The organism is Pseudomonas sp. RT4P38, assembly GCF_054897765.1.
Map to the genome: position 1 here is coordinate 347,072 of NZ_CM142703.1, position 19,737 is coordinate 366,808.

At 59.8% G+C, this 19,737-nt stretch carries 13 protein-coding genes; 11 read left to right on the forward strand and 2 right to left on the reverse strand.

What is annotated here, in order from left to right; translation table 11 throughout:
- Positions 1 to 222: 222 nt before the first annotated feature.
- The gene (locus ACYZT7_RS01610) at positions 223 to 933 is read right to left on the reverse strand and encodes a GntR family transcriptional regulator (protein ID WP_462039681.1); all 711 of its coding nucleotides are present in this window, start codon (positions 931 to 933) and stop codon (positions 223 to 225) included.
- 233 nt (positions 934 to 1,166) lie between these two features.
- On the opposite strand from ACYZT7_RS01610, the gene lapG reads away from it, so the two are divergent.
- Positions 1,167 to 1,859 (forward strand): cysteine protease LapG, encoded by a 693-nt coding sequence (gene lapG, locus ACYZT7_RS01615; protein ID WP_462039682.1) that lies wholly within the window; start codon positions 1,167 to 1,169, stop codon positions 1,857 to 1,859.
- 14 nt (positions 1,860 to 1,873) lie between these two features.
- Positions 1,874 to 3,820 (forward strand): cyclic di-GMP receptor LapD, encoded by a 1,947-nt coding sequence (gene lapD, locus ACYZT7_RS01620; RefSeq protein WP_462039683.1) that lies wholly within the window; start codon positions 1,874 to 1,876, stop codon positions 3,818 to 3,820.
- A 52-nt stretch (positions 3,821 to 3,872) separates the two neighbouring features.
- On the opposite strand, the gene ACYZT7_RS01625 is transcribed toward lapD, so the two are convergent.
- A complete protein-coding gene (locus tag ACYZT7_RS01625; protein ID WP_129439553.1) occupies positions 3,873 to 4,211 on the reverse strand; it encodes a tryptophan synthase subunit beta in 339 nt (112 codons plus the stop codon).
- A 588-nt stretch (positions 4,212 to 4,799) separates the two neighbouring features.
- Here ACYZT7_RS01625 and bcsQ point away from each other — a divergent pair.
- The 9 genes from bcsQ to ACYZT7_RS01670 are packed head-to-tail and all read left to right on the forward strand — an operon-like array spanning position 4,800 to position 19,542.
- The gene (bcsQ, locus tag ACYZT7_RS01630; protein ID WP_462039684.1) at positions 4,800 to 5,969 is read left to right on the forward strand and encodes a cellulose biosynthesis protein BcsQ; all 1,170 of its coding nucleotides are present in this window, start codon (positions 4,800 to 4,802) and stop codon (positions 5,967 to 5,969) included.
- The gene (bcsA, locus tag ACYZT7_RS01635) at positions 5,966 to 8,188 is read left to right on the forward strand and encodes a UDP-forming cellulose synthase catalytic subunit (RefSeq protein WP_462039685.1); all 2,223 of its coding nucleotides are present in this window, start codon (positions 5,966 to 5,968) and stop codon (positions 8,186 to 8,188) included. The genes bcsQ and bcsA overlap by 4 nt, the downstream gene beginning before the upstream one ends.
- A complete protein-coding gene (gene bcsB, locus ACYZT7_RS01640) occupies positions 8,188 to 10,449 on the forward strand; it encodes a cellulose biosynthesis cyclic di-GMP-binding regulatory protein BcsB (RefSeq protein ID WP_462039686.1) in 2,262 nt (753 codons plus the stop codon). The genes bcsA and bcsB overlap by 1 nt, the downstream gene beginning before the upstream one ends.
- 6 nt (positions 10,450 to 10,455) lie before the next feature.
- Positions 10,456 to 11,697 (forward strand): cellulose synthase complex periplasmic endoglucanase BcsZ, encoded by a 1,242-nt coding sequence (gene bcsZ / locus ACYZT7_RS01645; protein WP_462039687.1) that lies wholly within the window; start codon positions 10,456 to 10,458, stop codon positions 11,695 to 11,697.
- Positions 11,673 to 15,605 (forward strand): cellulose biosynthesis protein BcsC, encoded by a 3,933-nt coding sequence (locus tag ACYZT7_RS01650; RefSeq protein ID WP_462039688.1) that lies wholly within the window; start codon positions 11,673 to 11,675, stop codon positions 15,603 to 15,605. Before bcsZ ends, ACYZT7_RS01650 begins: the two co-directional genes overlap by 25 nt.
- 15 nt (positions 15,606 to 15,620) lie before the next feature.
- Complete coding sequence (locus ACYZT7_RS01655; RefSeq protein WP_462039689.1) at positions 15,621 to 16,289, forward strand: SGNH/GDSL hydrolase family protein; 669 nt, start codon at positions 15,621 to 15,623, stop codon at positions 16,287 to 16,289.
- Positions 16,289 to 16,957, forward strand: coding sequence for an alginate O-acetyltransferase AlgF (locus ACYZT7_RS01660; RefSeq protein WP_462039690.1), 669 nt, complete (start codon positions 16,289 to 16,291; stop codon positions 16,955 to 16,957). Before ACYZT7_RS01655 ends, ACYZT7_RS01660 begins: the two co-directional genes overlap by 1 nt.
- An 18-nt stretch (positions 16,958 to 16,975) precedes the next feature.
- Positions 16,976 to 18,388 (forward strand): MBOAT family O-acyltransferase, encoded by a 1,413-nt coding sequence (locus ACYZT7_RS01665; protein ID WP_462039691.1) that lies wholly within the window; start codon positions 16,976 to 16,978, stop codon positions 18,386 to 18,388.
- Positions 18,389 to 18,399: 11 nt separating this feature from the next.
- Positions 18,400 to 19,542, forward strand: a complete 1,143-nt coding sequence (locus tag ACYZT7_RS01670; protein ID WP_462039692.1) for an alginate O-acetyltransferase AlgX-related protein — start codon at positions 18,400 to 18,402, stop codon at positions 19,540 to 19,542.
- Positions 19,543 to 19,737: the final 195 nt, after the last annotated feature.

The window sequence follows — 19,737 nt, forward strand, 5'->3', positions numbered from 1 at the left end:
GACTGCTCCGCTCGTGCGGTGCGTCGCCCGTTCATTATTTGTTGGCAGCCCAAGAGTGAGCGTAAATCACGACAGCCGCTATCACCGGCGCGTCATCGACTCGGAGTCATTGTTGGTTTTGAGAGGGGTAAATCGAGGGCAGAGCTTTGGAGAGGGGCGTAGCGCAGCGCGGCAAGCGAGAACGAGCAGTTCGATCTGCTCGCTCAGGCTTGCCGGCGCGGTTTACTTGGAGATTTTCTTGTTCAGCGCTTCGGGGCTGTTGAGGTAGCGTGTGATGACCTCGACGCCCCGGTTGAGGTGTTGTTCGAGCAACTTCACCGCGTGCTCGACGTCCCGGTCTTCGACGGCCAGCAACAGCGCCCGGTGATCTTCCTGGGACAGTTTGCCCAGGCCCATGGCTTCCAGGTTGAAGCGCAGGAAACGCTCCTCTTCGTTCAGTCCGTCTTCCACCAGCCTCAATAGCCGTTGGTTCGGCGCCTTGCAGTACAGCGCCATGTGGAAAAGCCGATTGAGCCGGCCGATTTCGGTGTAGTTGTTTTCCGTTTCCAGTTCGTCGATGTAGCGGGCAGCCTGTTCGAGATCCTCATTGACCATTAACGGGATCGACAGGCGCAGCGCTTCGGATTCCAGCAGGATCCGCAGTGCATAGGTTTCCACGGCATCGCCCTGAACCAGCGGTGCGACCACTGCACCTTTATGGGCGATGACGTTGAGCAGCGCCTGAGCTTCGAGCTGGCGCAAGGCTTCGCGCACCGGCATGCGGCTGACACCGAAAAGATCGGCCAAATCTTGCTGACGCAGAGCGGTGCCGCAGGGAATGCGACCGTCGAGAATGGCCGAACGCAGGGTTTCTTCGATCACCGAGCGTGCCAGATGAGCCGGTATCGGCCCGTTGACCTTGATGCTGTTCAGAGGATTGGGCTTCTGTGTCACAACTACGCACCCTGTTTGACTGAAAAAATTTGGATCCAAGAGGACACTAGTGACTGCCTGACAGGTTGTCAAACGTACACAAGGTCGCAGCCTGACGTGGCCACGGTGTTTTTAATGACACCTGCCATACAAAGTCTAGCGCGCCACCAGTGATCTCACCGTGCCATTGTCTTTTACCGGGCTAACCTGCACCATCAAACGCTTTCCCACCTGCCTGACCTGGATGCCTCGCATTGGCGGTATGTTTCGCGATCCCTCGGACTTTGCGCTGGCTGTGCTGCGCGTTGCTGCTGGCCGGCGTTATGCTGGGCGGGCTGCATGCCGATTGGGATTTTTCGCTGATCAGCCGTCGCGCGCAGGCATTGTACGGGCCGTTGGGCGAAGGGCAGCAACGGATTGATGCCTGGCAGCACTTATTGTCTACGCAAAAGCAGGTCAACGAGCTCGAACAGCTTAAAGTGGTCAACCAATTCTTCAACAAGCAGATGCGCTATGAGGAAGACATCGACCTGTGGCACGAGGTCGATTATTGGGAAACGCCCATCGAGGCCCTGTGGAAGGGCGCCGGCGATTGTGAAGATTACGCGATCGCCAAGTATTTCAGCCTGCGCCATCTCGGCGTTTCCAGTGACAAGCTGCGCATCACGTACGTCAAGGCGTTGCGCCTGAATCGGGCGCACATGGTGTTGACCTACTACTCAAGCGCCGAGGCCATGCCGCTGGTACTCGACAGCTTGATCGACGCGATCAAACCGGCCAGCCAACGAACCGATTTGCTGCCGGTCTACTCTTTTAATGCCGAAGGGTTGTGGTTGCCGGGCGCCAAGGGCAACAAGAAAGTCGGTGACACCAAACGCCTGTCTCGTTGGCAGGATGTGCTGAAAAAAATGCAGGCCGAAGGTTTCCCGGTCGAGACGACTAACTAGGAGCACGCGCTCAGATGTCTTTGTTCAAACAGCTGTTGATCGCTATCTGTCTGTTCCTGGTGATCGCCTTCACCGGTAGCTTCGTGGTCAGCCTGGAAAGTTCGCGCACCCAGTACGTCAACCAGTTGCGCTCCCACGCCCAGGATGCCGCGACCGCATTGGCGCTGTCCCTGACGCCGAACATCGACGACCCGGCAATGGTCGAGTTGCTGGTCAGTTCAATCTTCGACAGCGGTTATTACGCGAGCATCCGCGTGGTCGATCTCAAGACCGATCAGACCATCGTCGAGCGCAGCGCCATTCCAGCGGTGAACAACGTGCCGGACTGGTTTGTCAAAATGATCGGGCTGGAAGCGGCCGGTGGTGATGCGCTCGTCAGCCGTGGCTGGGAGCAGGCGGCGCGGGTCGAGGTGGTCAGCCATCCGATGTTCGCGTTGGCAAAACTCTGGCAGAGCGCGCTGGGCAGTCTTGGTTGGTTGCTGATCTGCGGTGCGGTGAGTGCGGTGCTGGGTGCGCTGTTGTTGCGCCGGCAACTGAAGCCGCTGGATTACATGGTCAAGCAATCCCACGCCATCGCTCGCCGCGAGTTCCTCAGCCTGCCGCAACTGCCGCGCACGCCGGAACTGCGGCGTGTCGTGCAGGCCATGAACCAGATGGTCGAGAAGCTTAAAGCGCTGTTTCAGGAACAGGCCGAACGCAGTGAAAAGCTGCGGGCCGAGTCCTATCAGGACAACCTGACGGGGCTGGCCAACCGTCGTTATTTTGAAATGCAATTGAACGCCCGAGTGAGCAATCCGGAGCAGGCGAGTTCCGGTTATCTGCTGCTATTGCGGGTCAGGGACCTGGCCGGGTTGAACCAGCGGTTGGGCGGTCAACGCACTGACCAGTTGTTGAAAGCGGTTGGCGAGCAGTTGTCCCGAGAGTGTGCCAAATACCCGGAAACCCTGAACCTCGTGACGCGGATTCGCGGCGGTGAATTCGCCGTGCTGGCGCCGGGGCTGGTACGCGAGGAAGCGCTGCAACTGGCGCAGAACCTCGACAGTGCCTTGGCGAGCCTGCACGCGACGGGCGCCACCGACGTGGCCTCGGTGGCCTCGATCGGGCTGGCGCCGTTTGTGTATGGCGACTCCCCGCAAGCGGTGCTCGGGCTGGGCGATCAGGCGTTGGCTCAGGCGGAAAGCCAGGGCGATTCGAGCTGGGTCTGCCTGGATCACAGCGCGTCGGCCAACGTCGGCGACGACCATCATGCCTGGCACAACTTACTGGAACAGGCGTTGAGCCAGCAGCGTTTCGAGCTGTATTTCCAGCCGGTGGTGGCCGCCCAGGACACGCAGTTGGTGCTGCATTACAAGGTGCTGTCGCGTCTGATCGACGACGAAGGCCAGACCATTCCCGCCGGGCGCTTCCTGCCATGGCTCGAGCGCTTTGGCTGGACCGCGCGGTTGGACCGTCTGATGTTGGAGCTGGTGCTTGAACAGATGGCCGAGCATGAAGAATCGCTGGCGCTGAACCTGTCTTCAGCGACGTTGGCCGACCCGCAGGCGTTGAATAAAGTCTTTGAAATCCTGCGTCAACACTCGAGTCTCGGGGAGCGATTGACCCTGGAAATCGGCGAGGAGCAGCTGCCGGATCAAGCCATGCTGGAAGAGCTGACGCGACGTCTGCATGAACTCGGGTTCTCCCTGAGCCTGCAACGCTTTGGCGGGCGCTTCAGCATGATCGGCAACCTGGCGCGGCTTGGGTTGGCGTACCTGAAGATCGACGGCAGTTATATCCGGGCGATTGATCAGGAGAGTGACAAGCGATTGTTCATCGAGGCGATTCAGCGGGCGGCGCACAGCATTGATCTGCCGTTGATTGCCGAGCGGGTTGAGACGGAAGGGGAGTTGATGGTGATTCGTGAGATGGGGTTGTATGGGGTTCAGGGGCAGTTGTTTGGTGAGCCGAAACCTTGGGGGTGAGTCATTTAGATTGATCGTTCCCACGCTGCGTGGGAACGACCAGCGTCTGGAGTTAGATCAACCCCGTCTCATCATCATCGATCAATTGGCTCAACCCACCCAACGCTTCACGGGCGTGTGACCGGTCCATCAGCTTGGCCTGGGCGGCGGCCGGCAGGTCGGTGACGCGGATCACGCCTTTGCTGGTCAACACCTGGATCAAGTCGTCGAGTACCCGGATCATTTCCAGGTCGCTCTGCTTGAGCTGTTTGAGGCTGGTTTCCACTACCTCGTTGGCGTACCAGGCCTGGATTTCATGGTGGTCGGCCGGCAGCGTTTCCGTGGCCTCGGCGTAGGCCGCAGCTTCCACGCGCACTAACTGACCTTGCGCATCGCGTTGCACGTAGAACATTGAGCATCCCTCCTGAATGAACCCGCATTATTCTGTCAGCAGCATAGTCAACGTCGCGCCAGTAGAGGGAGTCTTATCTATCACCGCCGACAATCCCGGGACCTGTAGATCGCTCATCGGTCAGAACGTGCCAGAAAGTCACTTACATAAAACTAAGATGTTGATTTAAAACACTTATATTTAAGTAATGAAGCATTGCTTACATATTGATAGTTCATATGGTCCGCTTATTGCTGCGCTGTTTCGCGTTGTTTCGCGTTGTTCGCAGGTTGCCATCCATCCGGCCAGCTGCCATTCGGCGCAAAATATGTGCGCCCTTTCAACGCTTGCTGGATAATCCCGCGCCACCTGCCAGGCCCCATATTGCGGCGCCTCGGGCGTAATCGGTGACGTTGCGAGAACGGGGCGACAAAATAAAAAAAAGAGCAGTACGTCAAATATATGGCGATAAAAAATGTTTTCTTAATCGCGATCAAATATTACGCTTGCGCAATTCAAAATTTTGACGATATCATTTTGATGGCTCGTCTCGACGGATTGTACCGAGCTACACGCTCTCCCTATAGCTAGTGCCTCGGATAGTCTTTTATGAATCGTACAGACGATATATCGAACCTGTTCAACAGGTTCGGAGCAAGTGCGGACAGTTATCTCGAGTTTGATAGCCATTTCGACTACAAGGAAAAGCCTTTGGCACTGGTGCCGGCAGCCGCCGAGCCGGTGGCGGATGCCGTGATTGAAGCGCTGGTGATTGAGCCTGTGAACGCTGTGCCTGTGATTGAGTCGGTAAAACTGATGTTCGCCGCCAAACCTTTAGAGATTGTCGCCGATGTCCGGGCTGACAATACCGCTGCGGTCCCTGCGCCACTTCGTCATTTGCTGGCTGAAGTCGCGTTGGTCCGTCAGGCAGAAGCCCTGGCGCTCAACGACGAAGCCCTGCGTCAGGCGCTGCCTCATGGGCGGTCAGCCAAGTGCAAGGCCCGCGTCGTGGCGTTGGTGTCGAGCAAGGGCGGCGTTGGTAAAACGACCCTCGCCGCCGCGCTGGCCAGCACCTTGCACCTGACAGGCGGCCGGACTCTGGCCATCGACCTCGACCCGCAAAACGCCTTGCAGTACCACCTGGGTGTTCAACCCGATGTGGCCGGCATGGGCAGCGCGAGCCTGACCGGCAATAACTGGAACGAACTGTTGCTGCCCGGCTCCGCCGACTCGCTGCTGCTGCCGTTTGGTGCGCTGACTGAACAGGAGCGCCACACCCTGGAGCATTATTTGGTCAACGACCGTCACTGGCTGGCCCGGCAACTGGCGCGCATGGCCCTGAACGAAAACGACGTGGTCATTCTCGATACGCCACCGGGGCGCACGGTTTACCTGGAGCAGGCCCTGGATGTGGCCGATCAGATCGTCGTGGTGACCACCGCCGACGCGGCCAGCTTCTTGACCCTTGATCAGATGGATAAATTGCTCGGAGCCCCTGACACGCGTGCGCCGTCCTCGGTATGCAGCTATGTCATCAACCAATTCGATGCCTGCCGTGAATTTTCCCGCGACATGCACGAAGTACTCAAACGGCGTCTGGGCGGGCAACTGCTAGGTGTCATATCTCTGGATCATGCCCTCGGTGAGGCGCTGGCTTACGGTCGCAATCCGCTCATGGCGCCAGGCTCATCCCCGGCATGCCAGGACCTGTTGAGGCTCAGTGAGCAGCTCAAGGCCCGGGTTGAATCCGCACGTACTGCGGAACTTTACGCCTCGTGACCACGACTTCTGCCGAAGCCAGCACCGTGCTGACCCGCTCCCAACGCTGGGCGCAAACCTTGTCTGATCAGCTCGATCACTGGCCGGTTGCCGCACGTCGAGCGCTGACCATCAGCATAACCGTGCTGTGCGGCCTGCTGGCGCTGTTCATCATCACGGTGCCATTCGAGCTTTACTCGCAATGCATCTTTGCCCTTGGCTGCTTTATCGCGGCCATGGTGTTGCGCAAAATTCCAGGGCACCTGACGGTGCTGATACTCATCGGTCTGTCGCTCACCGCGTCACTGCGTTACCTGTACTGGCGGCTGACCTCGACCCTTGGTTTCGAAGGTTGGGTGGACATGCTGTTCGGCTACGGCCTAGTCATGGCCGAGTTGTACGCGATGATTGTGCTGGTGTTCGGTTACCTGCAAACCGCGTGGCCTCTGCGCCGTAAGCCGGTATTGCTGAGTGGCCCTCCCAGCGAATGGCCAACTGTCGATGTGTTCATTCCGTCGTACAACGAAACCCTCGACATCGTGAAGGTCACGATCTTCGCCGCCCAGGCCATCGACTGGCCTCAGGACAAACTGCGTGTCCACGTGTTGGATGACGGTCGTCGCGAAGATTTTCGCGAGTTCTGTGAGCAGATCGGCGTGGGTTACATCGTTCGCGACAACAACCGTCATGCCAAAGCGGGCAACCTGAATGAAGCGCTGAAGGTTACCAATGGCGAGTACGTGGCCATTTTCGATGCCGACCACGTACCGACGCGTTCTTTCCTTCAGGTGAGTATCGGCTGGTTCATCAAGGACCCGAAGCTGGCAATGCTGCAAACGCCACACTTTTTCTTCTCGCCCGACCCATTCGAGAAAAACCTCAATACCTTCCGCTCCGTGCCAAACGAAGGTGAGTTGTTTTACGGGCTGGTGCAGGACGGCAATGACTTGTGGAACGCGACCTTCTTTTGCGGCTCCTGTGCGGTTATCCGTCGTGAACCGTTGCTGGAGATCGGTGGTGTTGCCATCGAGACAGTGACCGAAGATGCGCACACCGCACTCAAACTCAACCGCGCGGGCTACAACACGGCGTATCTGGCTATTCCTCAGGCCGCCGGTCTGGCGACGGAAAGCCTGTCACGGCACATCAGCCAGAGGATTCGCTGGGCTCGTGGGATGGCGCAGATTTTTCGCACCGATAACCCGCTTTTCGGCAAAGGGCTGAACCTGGGTCAGCGGTTGTGTTACCTGAACGCGATGCTTCACTTTTTTTACGGTTTGCCGCGCCTGGCGTTTCTCACCGCGCCCCTGGCCTTCTTGTTCTTTGATGCCCAAATCTTCCATGCCTCGGCGTTGATGATCACCGCCTACGTGTTGCCGCACATCCTCCACGCGAGTTTGACTAACTCCAGTATTCAGGGGCGTTTCCGCCACTCGTTCTGGAACGAGGTCTACGAGACGGTGCTGGCCTGGTACATCATGGGCCCGGTGCTGATGGCGCTGGTCAACCCCAAGTTCGGTGGCTTCAACGTTACTGACAAGGGCGGGATCATCGATAAGAAATACTTCGAGTGGAAACTGGCTCGTCCCTACATCGTCTTGTTGAGCCTGAACATGGCGGGGCTCATCTTCGGTGTTGTGAGGCTGATACAAGGTGCAGACGGCGCGACCACCACGATCCTGATCAACCTGGCATGGACGGTTTACAACATCATCATCACCAGTGCGTCGGTGGCGGTGGCCAGTGAAACCCGCCAGGTGCGTTCCGAGCCTCGTGTCGCGGCCCAGTTGCCGATGCGCCTGACGCGTGCCGACGGCACCAGCATTGAAGGAATGACCCAGGACTTCTCACAAAAAGGCCTGGGCTTCCGTTTGCCGGAAGGGGTCATTATTCCCCGGGGCGAACGCGTGCAGATCTCACTGTTCCGCAATCAGCAACTGAGTGTGTTCCCGGCCGTCATCGTGTTCAGTCGCGATGGGCTTCTGGGGGCTCAGTTCGATCAGCTGACCCTGCGCCAGCAAAGCGAACTGGTACGCCTGACCTTCTCCCGCGCCGACACCTGGGCATCGACCTGGGGCAGCGGTCAGGTCGATACGCCGCTGGCGGCGTTGCGTGACGTCAGTGCCATTGGCATGCGGGGCATCTACGAACTCTTCAAAGCCACGGTCATGGAAATGCAGACGTTGTTCCACAGTCGTCGCTCGGCCCCACCCACTCTTGAAAATCTTACGGACAAGTGATGAATTCAAAGTATTGCGCTCTTGGTAATCTGCGTGCCCTGATACAGGTGATGTGTTCTTTGATGGCCTTGGGTGGCGGTGCAATGGCCGTGGCCGATACGGCGCCTGTGGCGAATGCTTACGGGGCCAATAGCTACAGCGTGACGCTGAAACAGCTGGGCCGTAACTACCCGATGAGCCTACATGGGGTCGAGTCCACTGACAGCGTCGCCTTCGATGTGCGGGCCGATTCCATCGTCACCAGCGCTCGCTTGACCCTTCAGTACACGTATTCGCCCGCGCTGCTGGCCGACCTCTCGCAGATCAACATCATGGTCAACGATGAGGTGGCCGCCAGCCTGCCCTTGCCCAAGGAAAACGCCGGGGTGATGCAAAAGCAGGTGGTCGAGATTCCGGCCCACTTGATCACCGAGTTCAACCGCCTGAGCCTGCAATTTATTGGTCACTACACGATGGGTTGCGAAGACCCGCAGCATTCCAGCCTGTGGGCCAAGATCAGCAACACCAGCCAACTCTACATCCAGCTCTCGTCGCTGGCGCTGCCGAATGATTTGTCGATTTTGCCGCTGCCGTTGTTCGATCACCGAGATGCCCGGACATTGAATCTGCCGTTCATATTTGCCGGGACACCTGACAACGGTACTCTGGAAGCCGCCGGTGTCCTGTCGTCGTGGTTAGGCGCCCAGGCCAGCTACCGGGGGGCGGTGTTCGCCTCGTTGCTCAATCAACTGCCCGCGACTGGCAGCGCCGTGGTGCTGTTGAGTGGCAAGGACGCGCTGCAATTGGGATCGTTGACCTTGCCGGCACCGAAAGGACCGACGTTGACGCTCATGACCAACCCCAACGATGCGAATGGCAAGCTGTTGTTCGTCACCGGTCGTGATGCGGCAGAACTCAAAGTGGCTGCGACGGCTCTGACCCTGGGTAAGCAGACCCTGTCGGGCAGCAGCGTGGTGATCGATCGCCTGGAGGCGCTCCAGCCGCGAAAACCCTACGACGCTCCGAACTGGTTACCCAGTGATCGTCCGGTCAAGCTCGGTGAGTTGATGACCGCCAAGCAATTGAACGTCGCCGGCTACAACCCGGGCAACATCACCGTCCCGCTGAACTTTCCGCCAGATTTGTTCAGCTGGCGCGACGAAGGTGCTCCGCTGGACCTCAAATATCGCTACACCCCCCAGGAGAAGTCGACTAACTCGTCGTTCATCGTCAGCTTCAACGATGCGCTGATCAAGTCCCAGAACCTGCCGTCCGAAGACAAACTCGACAGCGGTGTACTCAGCGCCCTGAAAATCACCGATGGCACCCTGGCCCGTGAAGTCCGCGTGCGCCTGCCACTCAACTCGGTGGCCCTGCAGTCGCGTCTGCAACTGCGCTACATGTTCGACTACATCAAACAGGGCGAATGCGGCGACATCATCATCGACAACATGCGCGGCAGTATTGATCCGGAATCTACCCTGGACCTCAGCGGCTACGATCACTTCATGGCCATGCCGAATCTGGGCGTGTTCAAGGATGCGGGCTTCCCATTCACCCGTATGGCCGACCTGTCGCAAACCGCGGTGGTCATGCCGGACAACGCCGGCAATGCCGAACTGAGTGCCTATCTGACCGTGTTGGGCCGTTTCGGCCAGTCCACCGGTTACCCGGCGACGGGCGTGGTGGTGACGCAAGCAGATCAGGTAGCCGCTGTGGCCGACAAGGACTTGCTGGTGTTCGCCTCTGGGGCTAATCAGCCGCTTCTTACCCAGTGGGCCGATCGTTTGCCGGCCACTGACAAGGACGGTCAGCAGAGTTTCCAGCTGTCCGACCTGGCGTTCCGTCTGCGTGACTGGTTCAGCCCGGACGCTGAAGCGAACATGCGCAAAACGCGGATCGCCATGGCTTTTTCCGGTGGGCAACACAGCACCTTCCTCACGGGTTTCGAGTCGCCACTCAAGAGAGGTCGTAGCGTGGTGATCATCGCCAGCGGTCGTCCTGAAGGCCTGGCTGAAGCAACAGGCGCGTTGATTGGCGGTGAGGATTACACCCAGTCGATTCAAGGCAGCCTGGTGGTGATTCGCGGCAAAACCATTGAACCGCTGGTTGCAGACGAGAACTACTACATTGGCCAGCTGGGCCCGATCAAGTACATGCAATGGCTGATGTCACGGCATGCTGGCTGGACATTGCTGCTGACCGGTCTGAGCATCGTGTTGCTCAGCTGTCTGGCGTACCTGGCACTGCGTGCGCGCGCTAAACAACGGTTGGGTAATTGAGCCGCCATGAACGCCATTGCGATAAATCGTTGCCTTGTTTCTTGCGCACGTCGGGTGCGCCAGGCGGTCTTGTGGCTGGCAGGCACTGTTGCCTCTCTGGTCATGGTGCCGACGCCGGCTGCAGAGATGGCATGCGGTAGCCCGGCCTGGCCTCTTTGGCAGACCTATGCAGCGCGTTTCGTTCAAGCCGACGGACGTGTGCTGGAATCGAGCCTTGAGCCTAATCACAGCACTTCCGAAGGTCAGTCCTACGGCATGCTGTTCGCCGTGATCGGCAATGATCGGGAACGTTTCGACGCACTGTGGAAGTGGACCGTCGCTAATATGGCCGGCGCCGATATCACCCATCGTCTGCCTGGCTGGTTATGGGGGCAGGGCAAGGATGGGACGTGGCAACTGCAGGATGCCAATTCGGCGTCCGACTCGGATTTGTGGATCGCCTATGCGCTGCTCGAAGCCGCACGTCTGTGGCAACGCCCGGACTACCGGGAAGATGCCTTGCACTTGCTCAAAACCATTGAGCAGCAATTGGTGGTCAATCTTCCGGGGTTGGGGAAAATGGTCCTGCCCGGCCCGCAAGGCTTCGTTCAGCCCGACCACCTCTGGCGCCTGAATCCCAGCTATTTGCCCTTGCCTCTGTTGCGTCGACTTGCCAAAGAGGTCCCGACCGGGCCGTGGAAAGAAATTGCCGAGAACACCGTCAAGATGGTTCGCGCCTCCAGTCCCAAGGGCTTCGTGGCGGACTGGATTGGCTATCGCGGTACCGCGCCGCAGTCTGGCCTTTTTGTAATCGACCCGATCAAGGGCGAGCTGGGCAGTTACGACGCCATTCGTGTCTATCTCTGGGCCGGCATGACAGCCAAATCCGACCCGCTGGCCGGGCCCCTGTTGGCGCGGCTCGACGGTATGTCGAGCAGCACGGCGTCCAGTGGTATTCCGCCGGAAAAGGTTAAAGTCCTCAGTGGTGATGTCGAGGGGCAAGGCCCGTTCGGTTATTCCGCCGCGTTGATTCCTTACTTCCAGGCTAAAGGTCAGCCTTGGCTGGGCGAACAACAACAGCGTAGGGTCGAAGACGCATTGAACACCGCGCTTGCCAAGGCTGACGGTGAACATGCCGAACCGTTGTATTACAACGCCATGCTCAGCCTGTTCGCGTTGGGCTGGGCACAAAAACGCTATCAGTTTCGTGATGACGGAACACTCAAACTGTCTTGGGAGACGTCATGCGTCCGCGCCGCCACACACTAGCTGTAGGGATTCTGACCGCGCTGATTGTCTCCACCGTCCACGCTCAGAGCGATGATGTGCAGGCCCGATTGGTCGAACAAGGTCGGTACTGGCAGGCCCGCGACAATGCTCAGCGTGCTGCCGAGGCGTGGCAGAAAGCCCTGAGTCTGGACCCCAACCAGGTCGAAGCGCTGTATGGCATGGGATTGGTTAGCCTCAAACAGAAACAACCGGCACAGGCGCAGGTGTACCTCGCGCGTCTGCAGGCGCTGTCGCCACAGCCTTGGCTGGCCCGCCAGTTGGAGCAGGACATCGCGCTTGTGCAGCCGGATAACCAGGCGCTGCTGGACGAAGCACGGCTGCTGGCCGATGGTGGCGAGCGTGACAAGGCCACCGAGGTGTTCCGCCAACTGTTTGCCGGGCGCACGCCCGAAGGCAAGATCGGACGCGAGTACTACACCAACCTGGCCTTTAATGACGCCGGTTGGCCTGAGGCGCGTAAAGGGCTGGAGCGGCTGTTGCGCGAGATGCCGAACGATTCGATCGTGGCACTGTTTCTGGCCAAGCACCTGGTGCGCCATGAGGACAGTCGCGCCGAAGGTATTCAAGCGCTGGCGAAGCTGTCCATCCGAACGGATATCGCAGGCGATGCCGACGAAAGCTGGCGTCTGGCACTGACCTGGATCGGCCCGCCCAATGCCGCACAGCTCCCGTTGTTCGAAGCCTTCCTCAAAGTACATCCCGACGATCAGGAAATCCGGGACCAGATGAGTAAAGGCAAGGCCCAGTCCGCAACCGCCGGTGCGCCGGCTTGGCAACAGGACCCGCTTGTCGCCCGTGGCCTTGAAGCCCTGCAAAAAGGTGATCAGGCCGGGGCCGAACGCGCCTTTGAGGCACGCCTGAAAACCAAGCCGGACGATGCCGATGCACTGGGTGGCCTTGGCGTGGTTCGCCAGCAGCAGAACAAGTTTGGCGAGGCCGAGCAACTGCTGACCCGAGCGATCAGCAAAGGGGGTGTGCGCTGGAAAGCGGCCCTCGACAGCGTTCGTTACTGGTCGCTGCTGCAACAGGCTCGTGATCTGCAAACCAACGGGCAGACCGCTCAGGCGCTGGACGCCGCCACACGGGCCATGCGCTTGAATCCGGCGGGTGTCGATGCGCGACTGACCTTGGCCGATATTCAGGCCCAGTCCGGGCAACTGGATGCCGCCCAAGCCAACTACCGTCAGGTTCTGTCCGTGAAACAGGGCAACCTGCAGGCCGTCACCGGCTTGGTTAACGTACTGTCGCAAACCGGCCAGGTCGATGAAGCGATGCGCTTGCTCAGTACCCTGCCGGCAACCGACCAGACCAAATTGGGCGGCAGCGCTCAATTGCGCGCTTTGCGTTCAACGCAAATGGCCAAGCTGGCCGAGCAACGCGGTGATGTGCGTGGCGCTCAAAGCGCCTTGGTGGAGGCCGTGAAAAGCGATCCGGACAACGTCTGGACGCGGTTCGACCTGGCGCGCCTGTACCTCAAGACGGGTGAATCGCAGAAGGCTAGGGACTTGATTGATGCAATGCTCAAAGCCCACCCCGACAACGTAGACGCGCTCTACACCAGTGCGTTGCTCTCGGTTGAAATGGAGCAGTGGAACGCCGCGCAGGAGACGATCAACCGGATTCCGGCTGACCGACGCTCCGCGGACATGAACGAACTGGCAGACCAGATCACGCTCACTGTACAAATCAAACTGGCTGCCAGTATCGCCAAGCGTGGCCAGCGCCAGGAAGCCCTGGCACTGCTCGATCGCTTGCAGCCGATGGCCAGCCGCAGTCCCGATCGCATGGCGACGCTGGCATCGGCCTATGTCGATGCCGGTGATTCGGCACACGCGCAATCAATGATGCGTGACGTGATTGCCCAGACGCCGACGCCGTCCGCTGACCTGATGCTGCAATACGCCAGTCTGCTGCTCAAGACGGGCGACGATGCGCAGGTCAACTCAATCCTGCGTGGTTTGCAGAATCAGCAGATGAGCGTGGCCACGCGCAAACGCTACGATGACGTGCTGTATCAATACCGCATTCGTCAGGCCGATATCCTGCGCGAAAACGGCGATTTGGCCGCGGCCTACGACACCCTGGCACCGGCGCTGGCTTCGCGTCCGGGGGATGCTGGCGTGGTCTCGGCGCTGGCACGGATGTATGTCAGCAACGGCGACAATGCCAAGGCATTTGAGCTGTACAAGCCGTTGTTGCAGCGTCAGCCCAACGACCCGCAGATATTGCTGAATGCCGCTGATGCGGCGGCTCAAGCCCATGATATTGCCTATGCCGATCGTGCGTTGGAGCAATTCCTCAAGCTGGAAACCTACGACCCGCAATCGCTGACCGAAGCGGCGCGAATCTACCGCAGCATGGGCAAGACCAGCCAGGCCACTGAGCTGTTGCGTAAAGCCGTGGCCATGGAACAGAGCGAACAGAAACGTAGCCTGAGCGTCCAGGCCAACAGGCTGCACGTGGCACCGAACCCGTTTGTGGGTTTGCCGGGCCAGCGCAACCAGGTGAGCCGTGTGCCAGTGGATAGCATTCCCGCACCGGCGCAGGCGCAACTTGAAGCAGCGCCGGTCATGGTCGCGAGCAACGTAGCGTTGCCGGCCGACGCGTACCCGGGTCAGGCGCAGCCACGAATGGTGGCCGCTGGTGCTGCTCGTCAGCCGTTGCCAGCCGGGCGTTTTGCCGATGCGGCGGGTAACCCGTTCGCGCCACAAGGCTCGGTCAACGTCGCGGTAGATCAAGTCAGTTCCGCCCAGCGCGCCCTGGACAACATTCTCCAGGAACGCAGCGGTTACGTGACCCAGGGCGTGACGATTCGCAGCAACGACAGCGAATCGGGCCTGAGCAAGATGACGGACGTCGAAACGCCGCTGGAGATCAACCTGCCGTCTGGCGAAAACCGCTTTGTCGTGCGCGTGACCCCGGTGACGCTGAATGCCGGCAGTGTCGGCAGCGATGCCGCCGCACGCTTCGGCGGTGGTGGAACATCCTCTGAGGGCACCGGTTCCCAACGCGACAAAGGCGTAGGTTTGAGCGTGGCTTACGCCCGCCCAGACGAAGGTATCAAGGCTGACGTCGGCACGACGCCGATTGGCTTCAAGTACAGCACTGCAGCCGGCGGCGTGAGTGTTGATCGGCCGTTCGCCAACAACTCCAACGTGCGCTATGGCGTTAACGTTTCGCGGCGTCCGCTGACCGACAGCGTGACCTCGTTCGCTGGCGCCACCGACCAGCGTACCGGCCAGTCGTGGGGTGGTGTGACCGCCAACGGCGGCCGCGCGCAGCTGAGCTATGACGATCAAGAAGTCGGTACCTACGGCTACGGCTCCTGGCACAAATTGCTGGGCCACAACGTCGAATCCAACAGCCGCGCCGAACTGGGCGGCGGTGTGTACTGGTACCTGCGCAATGCCGAGGACAGCAAGCTGACCCTCGGCCTCAGTGCCACCGGCCTGAGCTTCGGGAACAACCAGGACTTCTTTACCTACGGCCATGGCGGCTACTTCAGCCCGCAAAGCTACTTCGCCCTGGGCGTGCCGGTGACCTGGGCGCAGCGCACCGAAAGGTTCTCCTATCAGGTCAAGGGCTCGGTAGGTGTTCAGTACTTCGAGCAGGATGAGGCGGATTTCTTCCCGAACGACAAAGACCTGCAGGCTGCCAACAACCAGCGTTACAAGGGCCAGAACAAAACCGGCGTGGGTTACAGCGTGAGCGGTGCCGGCGAATACAAATTCGGTTCGAGCTTTTTCCTTGGCGCCAATCTCGGCTTGGACAATGCTCAGGACTACAAGCAATTTACGGGGGCCATGTACTTGCGCTACATGTTCGAAGACATGAACGGCCCGATGGAATTGCCGGTCAGCCCTTACCGCTCCCCTTATTCCAACTGATTCCTGGAGACTTCGATGCCTTCTTCTGTTCTCGCCGGTATGACCCTTCTGGTCCTTGGAGAGAGTCACATGAGCCTGGCGGACCACTTGATGGAGCCGCTGCAAGCCAACCTGACCCAGCAAGGCGCGATCGTGCATTCGATCGGTGCGTGCGGCGCCAGCGCCGGCGACTGGCTGATCACCAAGAAAGTCGATTGCGGTGCCGAGCAAATAGGCAACGGCAAGATCGTCATCAAGGGCCGCGAAGCGACCACCACGCCGATCAAAGACCTGATTGCCGCCGACAAGCCGGACCTCGTCGTGCTGGTGATCGGCGACACCATGGCCTCCTACGACAAAACGGCGTTCCCGAAAACCTGGGCCTGGCAGAACGTCACCGCGCTGGCCAAGGAAATCACCGCCAACGGCGCCAAGTGCGCCTGGGTCGGTCCGGCCTGGGGCAAGGCCGGTGGTATGTATGGGAAGAATGATGCGCGCACCAAGCTGATGTCGGAATTCCTGTCGAGCAACGTGGCGCCTTGCACCTACATCGATTCGACGACCTTCTCCAAACCGGGCGAGTGGGTCACCACCGACGGCCAGCACTTCACCGTAGCGGGGTATAAATCCTGGGCCACCGCCATCGGCGGTGCGCTGGCTAAACTGCCGTCCGATAAGGTCAGCAACAAGGGAGCCAAGCAGTGATGCGTGCCCTCTGTGCCGTATGCGCCGTGGCGGCGCTGTTTTCCAGCGTCAACGCACTGGCTGCGGAATTTGCCCTGTACCCCACGGGCCCAAGCGAAGACGCGGCGTTCATTCGTTTCGTCAATGCCGGGACAGGTCCGCTGGACGTGATCGCCCAGGCCGGTCAACCGCCGATGCGTCTGGAAGCGGCGCAACCGGTGTCATTATTTTTCCCTGTGCAGTCGAGCAATCCGGTCAAGGGCACCTTGGTCAGCGGTGCGCAAAAACTGGCCATGGACCTGAAAATCGAGCCCGGTGAATTCGCGACCGTGGTGGCGTTGCCGGACGGCACGGGCATCAAGCAAGTCGCCGTGCGCGAGCAACCGGACGATTTCAACGGCCTGAAAGCGTCGCTGGCGTTCTTCAACGTCGACGCTTCTTGCGCCGACGCGAGCCTGCGTCCTGCCGGGCGTACCGCCGATTTGTTCAAGGGCGTGCCGGTCGACAGCTTGCAACGTCGGTCGATCAACCCGGTGAGCCTGTCGGTGCAACTGGTGTGCGCCAACGCCAACGTCGGTGCGCCGCTGGATCTGGGGGAACTCAAAGCGGGTGAGCGCTACAGCGTCATGCTGGTGCCATCGGCATCGGGACCGCGTCTGTTAAATGCCACGGACTCGTTGTCCCACTGATCGGATCTTGCCGCCGCCATGGTCTTCGCCTCATTAGAGTTCCTGATATTGTTTTTGCCAGCGTTTTTGCTGGTTTACGCATTGGGCCGACCGGCCTGGCGCAATGCCATTCTGTTGCTCGGCAGCTGGCTGTTCTACGGATGGCTGAGTCCGTTGTTCCTGACGCTGCATATCGTGCTGACGATTGTGGCGTGGGTCGGCGGCTTGCTGGTGGACCGCGCGCCGGGCGGCTCCCGTGGGCGAGTGCGACTGTTGATCGTGTTGATCGTGTTCAACACGGCTGTGCTGTGCTGGTACAAATACGCCAACATCCTGGCCGGGACGTGGAGTGAGCTGATCACTTACTACGGGGCGATGCCGCTGGAATGGCAGCGAGTGGCGCTGCCGGCGGGGCTGTCGTTCATCGTGCTGCAGGCGATTTCCTATCTGGTGGATGTGCATCGGCATACCGTGCCGGTGGAGCGCAGCTTCATCAATTTCGCCACGTACCTTTCGATGTTTGGCCACTCCATTGCCGGCCCGATCATTCGTTATGACTGGGTGCGCCGGGAGCTGACGCAGCGGTATTTCAGTTGGCAGAATTTTTCCCTGGGTGCGCGTCGGTTCATGATCGGCATGTGCATGAAAGTGCTGATAGCCGATACCCTGTCGCCGCTGGTTGACGTCGCGTTCCACCTGGAAAACCCTTCCTTTGTCGACGCCTGGATTGGCTGCCTGGCCTACTCGCTGCAACTGTTTTTCGACTTCGCCGGCTACAGCGCCATGGCCATCGGCCTGGGCCTGATGCTGGGCTTTCACTTCCCGGAAAACTTCAACCGGCCGTACCTGGCCAGCAGCATTCAGGACTTCTGGCGCCGCTGGCATTTGTCGCTGTCCAGTTGGTTGCGCGATTACCTCTATATAGCGTTGGGTGGCAATCGCAATGGAACCTGGAAGACTTACCGCAACCTGTTCCTGACGATGGCCATTGCCGGTTTGTGGCACGGCGGCGACAGCTGGAATTACCTGTTGTGGGGTTCGGCACACGGGGTCGCATTGTGCGTTGATCGCCTCTGGTCCCGCTCTCGTCTGCCAAGTATTCCGCCGTTGCTCTCGCACACACTGACGTTGTTGTTTGTATTCCTCGCCTGGACTCTGTTCCGCGCGCCGGATTTCCACTCGGCGATGACGATGTATGCCGGGCAGTTCGGTCTGCATGACTTTGCGTTGGGCGATGCGCTGGCGGTGACGTTACGTCCGGTCCATGGCCTGGCAGCGTTGCTGGGCGTGGCGTGCATCCTCGCGCCGTTGCTGCAAAGCCGTTTCGAGCAGCGGTTCGCCCGCCACGCCTTGTTCGTCCCGATGACGGCCCTGTGGCCGGTGGTGGGGTTGCTTTCGTTTGCGTTGATCGCGAGCCGTGAAGCCGTACCCTTTCTGTACTTTCAGTTCTGATGACCGCGCCCATGACTTCTCTGGCTCCCGCACCGCCTCAACTCTGCGAACATACCGCCCGCATCAGCAAATTATCGGGCGTGGTGTTCGTGGCTTTTTTGGCGCTGGGTTTCGCCTCCTGCGTCTGGCTGCTGGCGAGCGGCAAAGTCGAGTTTCTGCCGCCAAAACTTACCCGTCAGGCTGCACTGGAGGGCGATATCACTCACAAGATTGCCAAGCAGCTGTCACAGGCGACAGTACCTGAGCAGGCGGCAAATCTGGAGCGCGGCGCAAGCTGGTTGGTGCTGCACGATACCGGCCCGCGTGTGCGCTCGGGGTGTCCTGGCTGGTTGTTCCTGACCGATGAGATGCGCATCAATCGTCACGCCCTGGGCAATGCCGACACCAAGGCCGGCGTAGTGCGCGATATTCAGCAACGCCTGGCAAAACGCGGCATCAAGTTGCTGGTGGCGGTGGTGCCGGACAAGAGCCGCATCGCCAATGCGCAATTGTGCGACCTGCGTCGCCCGACGATTTTGCAGGACCGCGCCGTGACGTGGGTCGAGGATCTGAAGAAGGTCGGTATCGCTGCCGTGGACCTGGCGCCGAACCTGCAGCCGTTGGGCGCCGACGCGTATCTACGCACCGACACCCACTGGAGCGAAACAGGCGCCGCCGCCGCTGCCAAAGCCGTGGCCACGCAGGTGCAGAACATGGGCATCAGCGCTACGCCGCACAGAGACTTTGAGGCGAAAGTGCAAGATCCGGCACGCCGTCCGGGCGACCTGGTCAGGCTCGCCGGTCTTGAGTGGCTGCCTGTGACGCTGCAACCGGCCCCGGAAACCGTGGCGGCCACCCAGATCAGCGAGAAAGTGGCCGAAGCGCAAAACGGCGGCGATAACCTCGATGACCTGTTTGGCGATGACAACCTGCCGAACGTGGCGCTGATCGGCACCTCGTTCTCGCGCAACTCCAACTTCGCCGGGTTCCTGCAACAGGCGCTGGGTGCGCCGATCGGCAATTTCGCCAAGGATGGAGGTGAGTTCTCCGGCGGTGCCAACGGCTACTTCAACAACCCGGCGTTCAAGCAGACGCCGCCCAAGCTGATCATCTGGGAAATCCCGGAGCGGGATTTGCAAACGCCTTACAGCGAAGTAATCGATTGGGGTAAGTAAGGCTCGAAGAATGATGGGTGGCTGATGCCCTCATCGCGAGTAAGCTCGGCTCCTACAGAATTTGGTTTGCTCACTAAATGAAATGGCCGACGCAAAACCCTGTAGGAGCCGAGCTTGCTCGCGATGGCGGCTGCAAAAGCAACACACCTCAAAAGCCATATCGTTATTCGCTAACGGTATTTAAATTTCAGTTCT

What these genes read in the sequence shown, in the direction of transcription:
- bcsZ (WP_462039687.1), top strand. Translation starts at nt 10,456, where the DNA reads ATGAACGCCATTGCGATAAATCGTTGCCTTGTTTCTTGCGCACGTCGG.
- ACYZT7_RS01670 (WP_462039692.1), top strand. Translation starts at nt 18,400, where the DNA reads ATGACTTCTCTGGCTCCCGCACCGCCTCAACTCTGCGAACATACCGCC.
- bcsQ (WP_462039684.1), top strand. Translation starts at nt 4,800, where the DNA reads ATGAATCGTACAGACGATATATCGAACCTGTTCAACAGGTTCGGAGCA.
- ACYZT7_RS01660 (WP_462039690.1), top strand. Translation starts at nt 16,289, where the DNA reads ATGCGTGCCCTCTGTGCCGTATGCGCCGTGGCGGCGCTGTTTTCCAGC.
- bcsB (WP_462039686.1), top strand. Translation starts at nt 8,188, where the DNA reads ATGAATTCAAAGTATTGCGCTCTTGGTAATCTGCGTGCCCTGATACAG.
- ACYZT7_RS01625 (WP_129439553.1), bottom strand. Translation starts at nt 4,211, where the DNA reads ATGTTCTACGTGCAACGCGATGCGCAAGGTCAGTTAGTGCGCGTGGAA.
- ACYZT7_RS01665 (WP_462039691.1), top strand. Translation starts at nt 16,976, where the DNA reads ATGGTCTTCGCCTCATTAGAGTTCCTGATATTGTTTTTGCCAGCGTTT.
- ACYZT7_RS01650 (WP_462039688.1), top strand. Translation starts at nt 11,673, where the DNA reads ATGCGTCCGCGCCGCCACACACTAGCTGTAGGGATTCTGACCGCGCTG.
- lapD (WP_462039683.1), top strand. Translation starts at nt 1,874, where the DNA reads ATGTCTTTGTTCAAACAGCTGTTGATCGCTATCTGTCTGTTCCTGGTG.
- ACYZT7_RS01655 (WP_462039689.1), top strand. Translation starts at nt 15,621, where the DNA reads ATGCCTTCTTCTGTTCTCGCCGGTATGACCCTTCTGGTCCTTGGAGAG.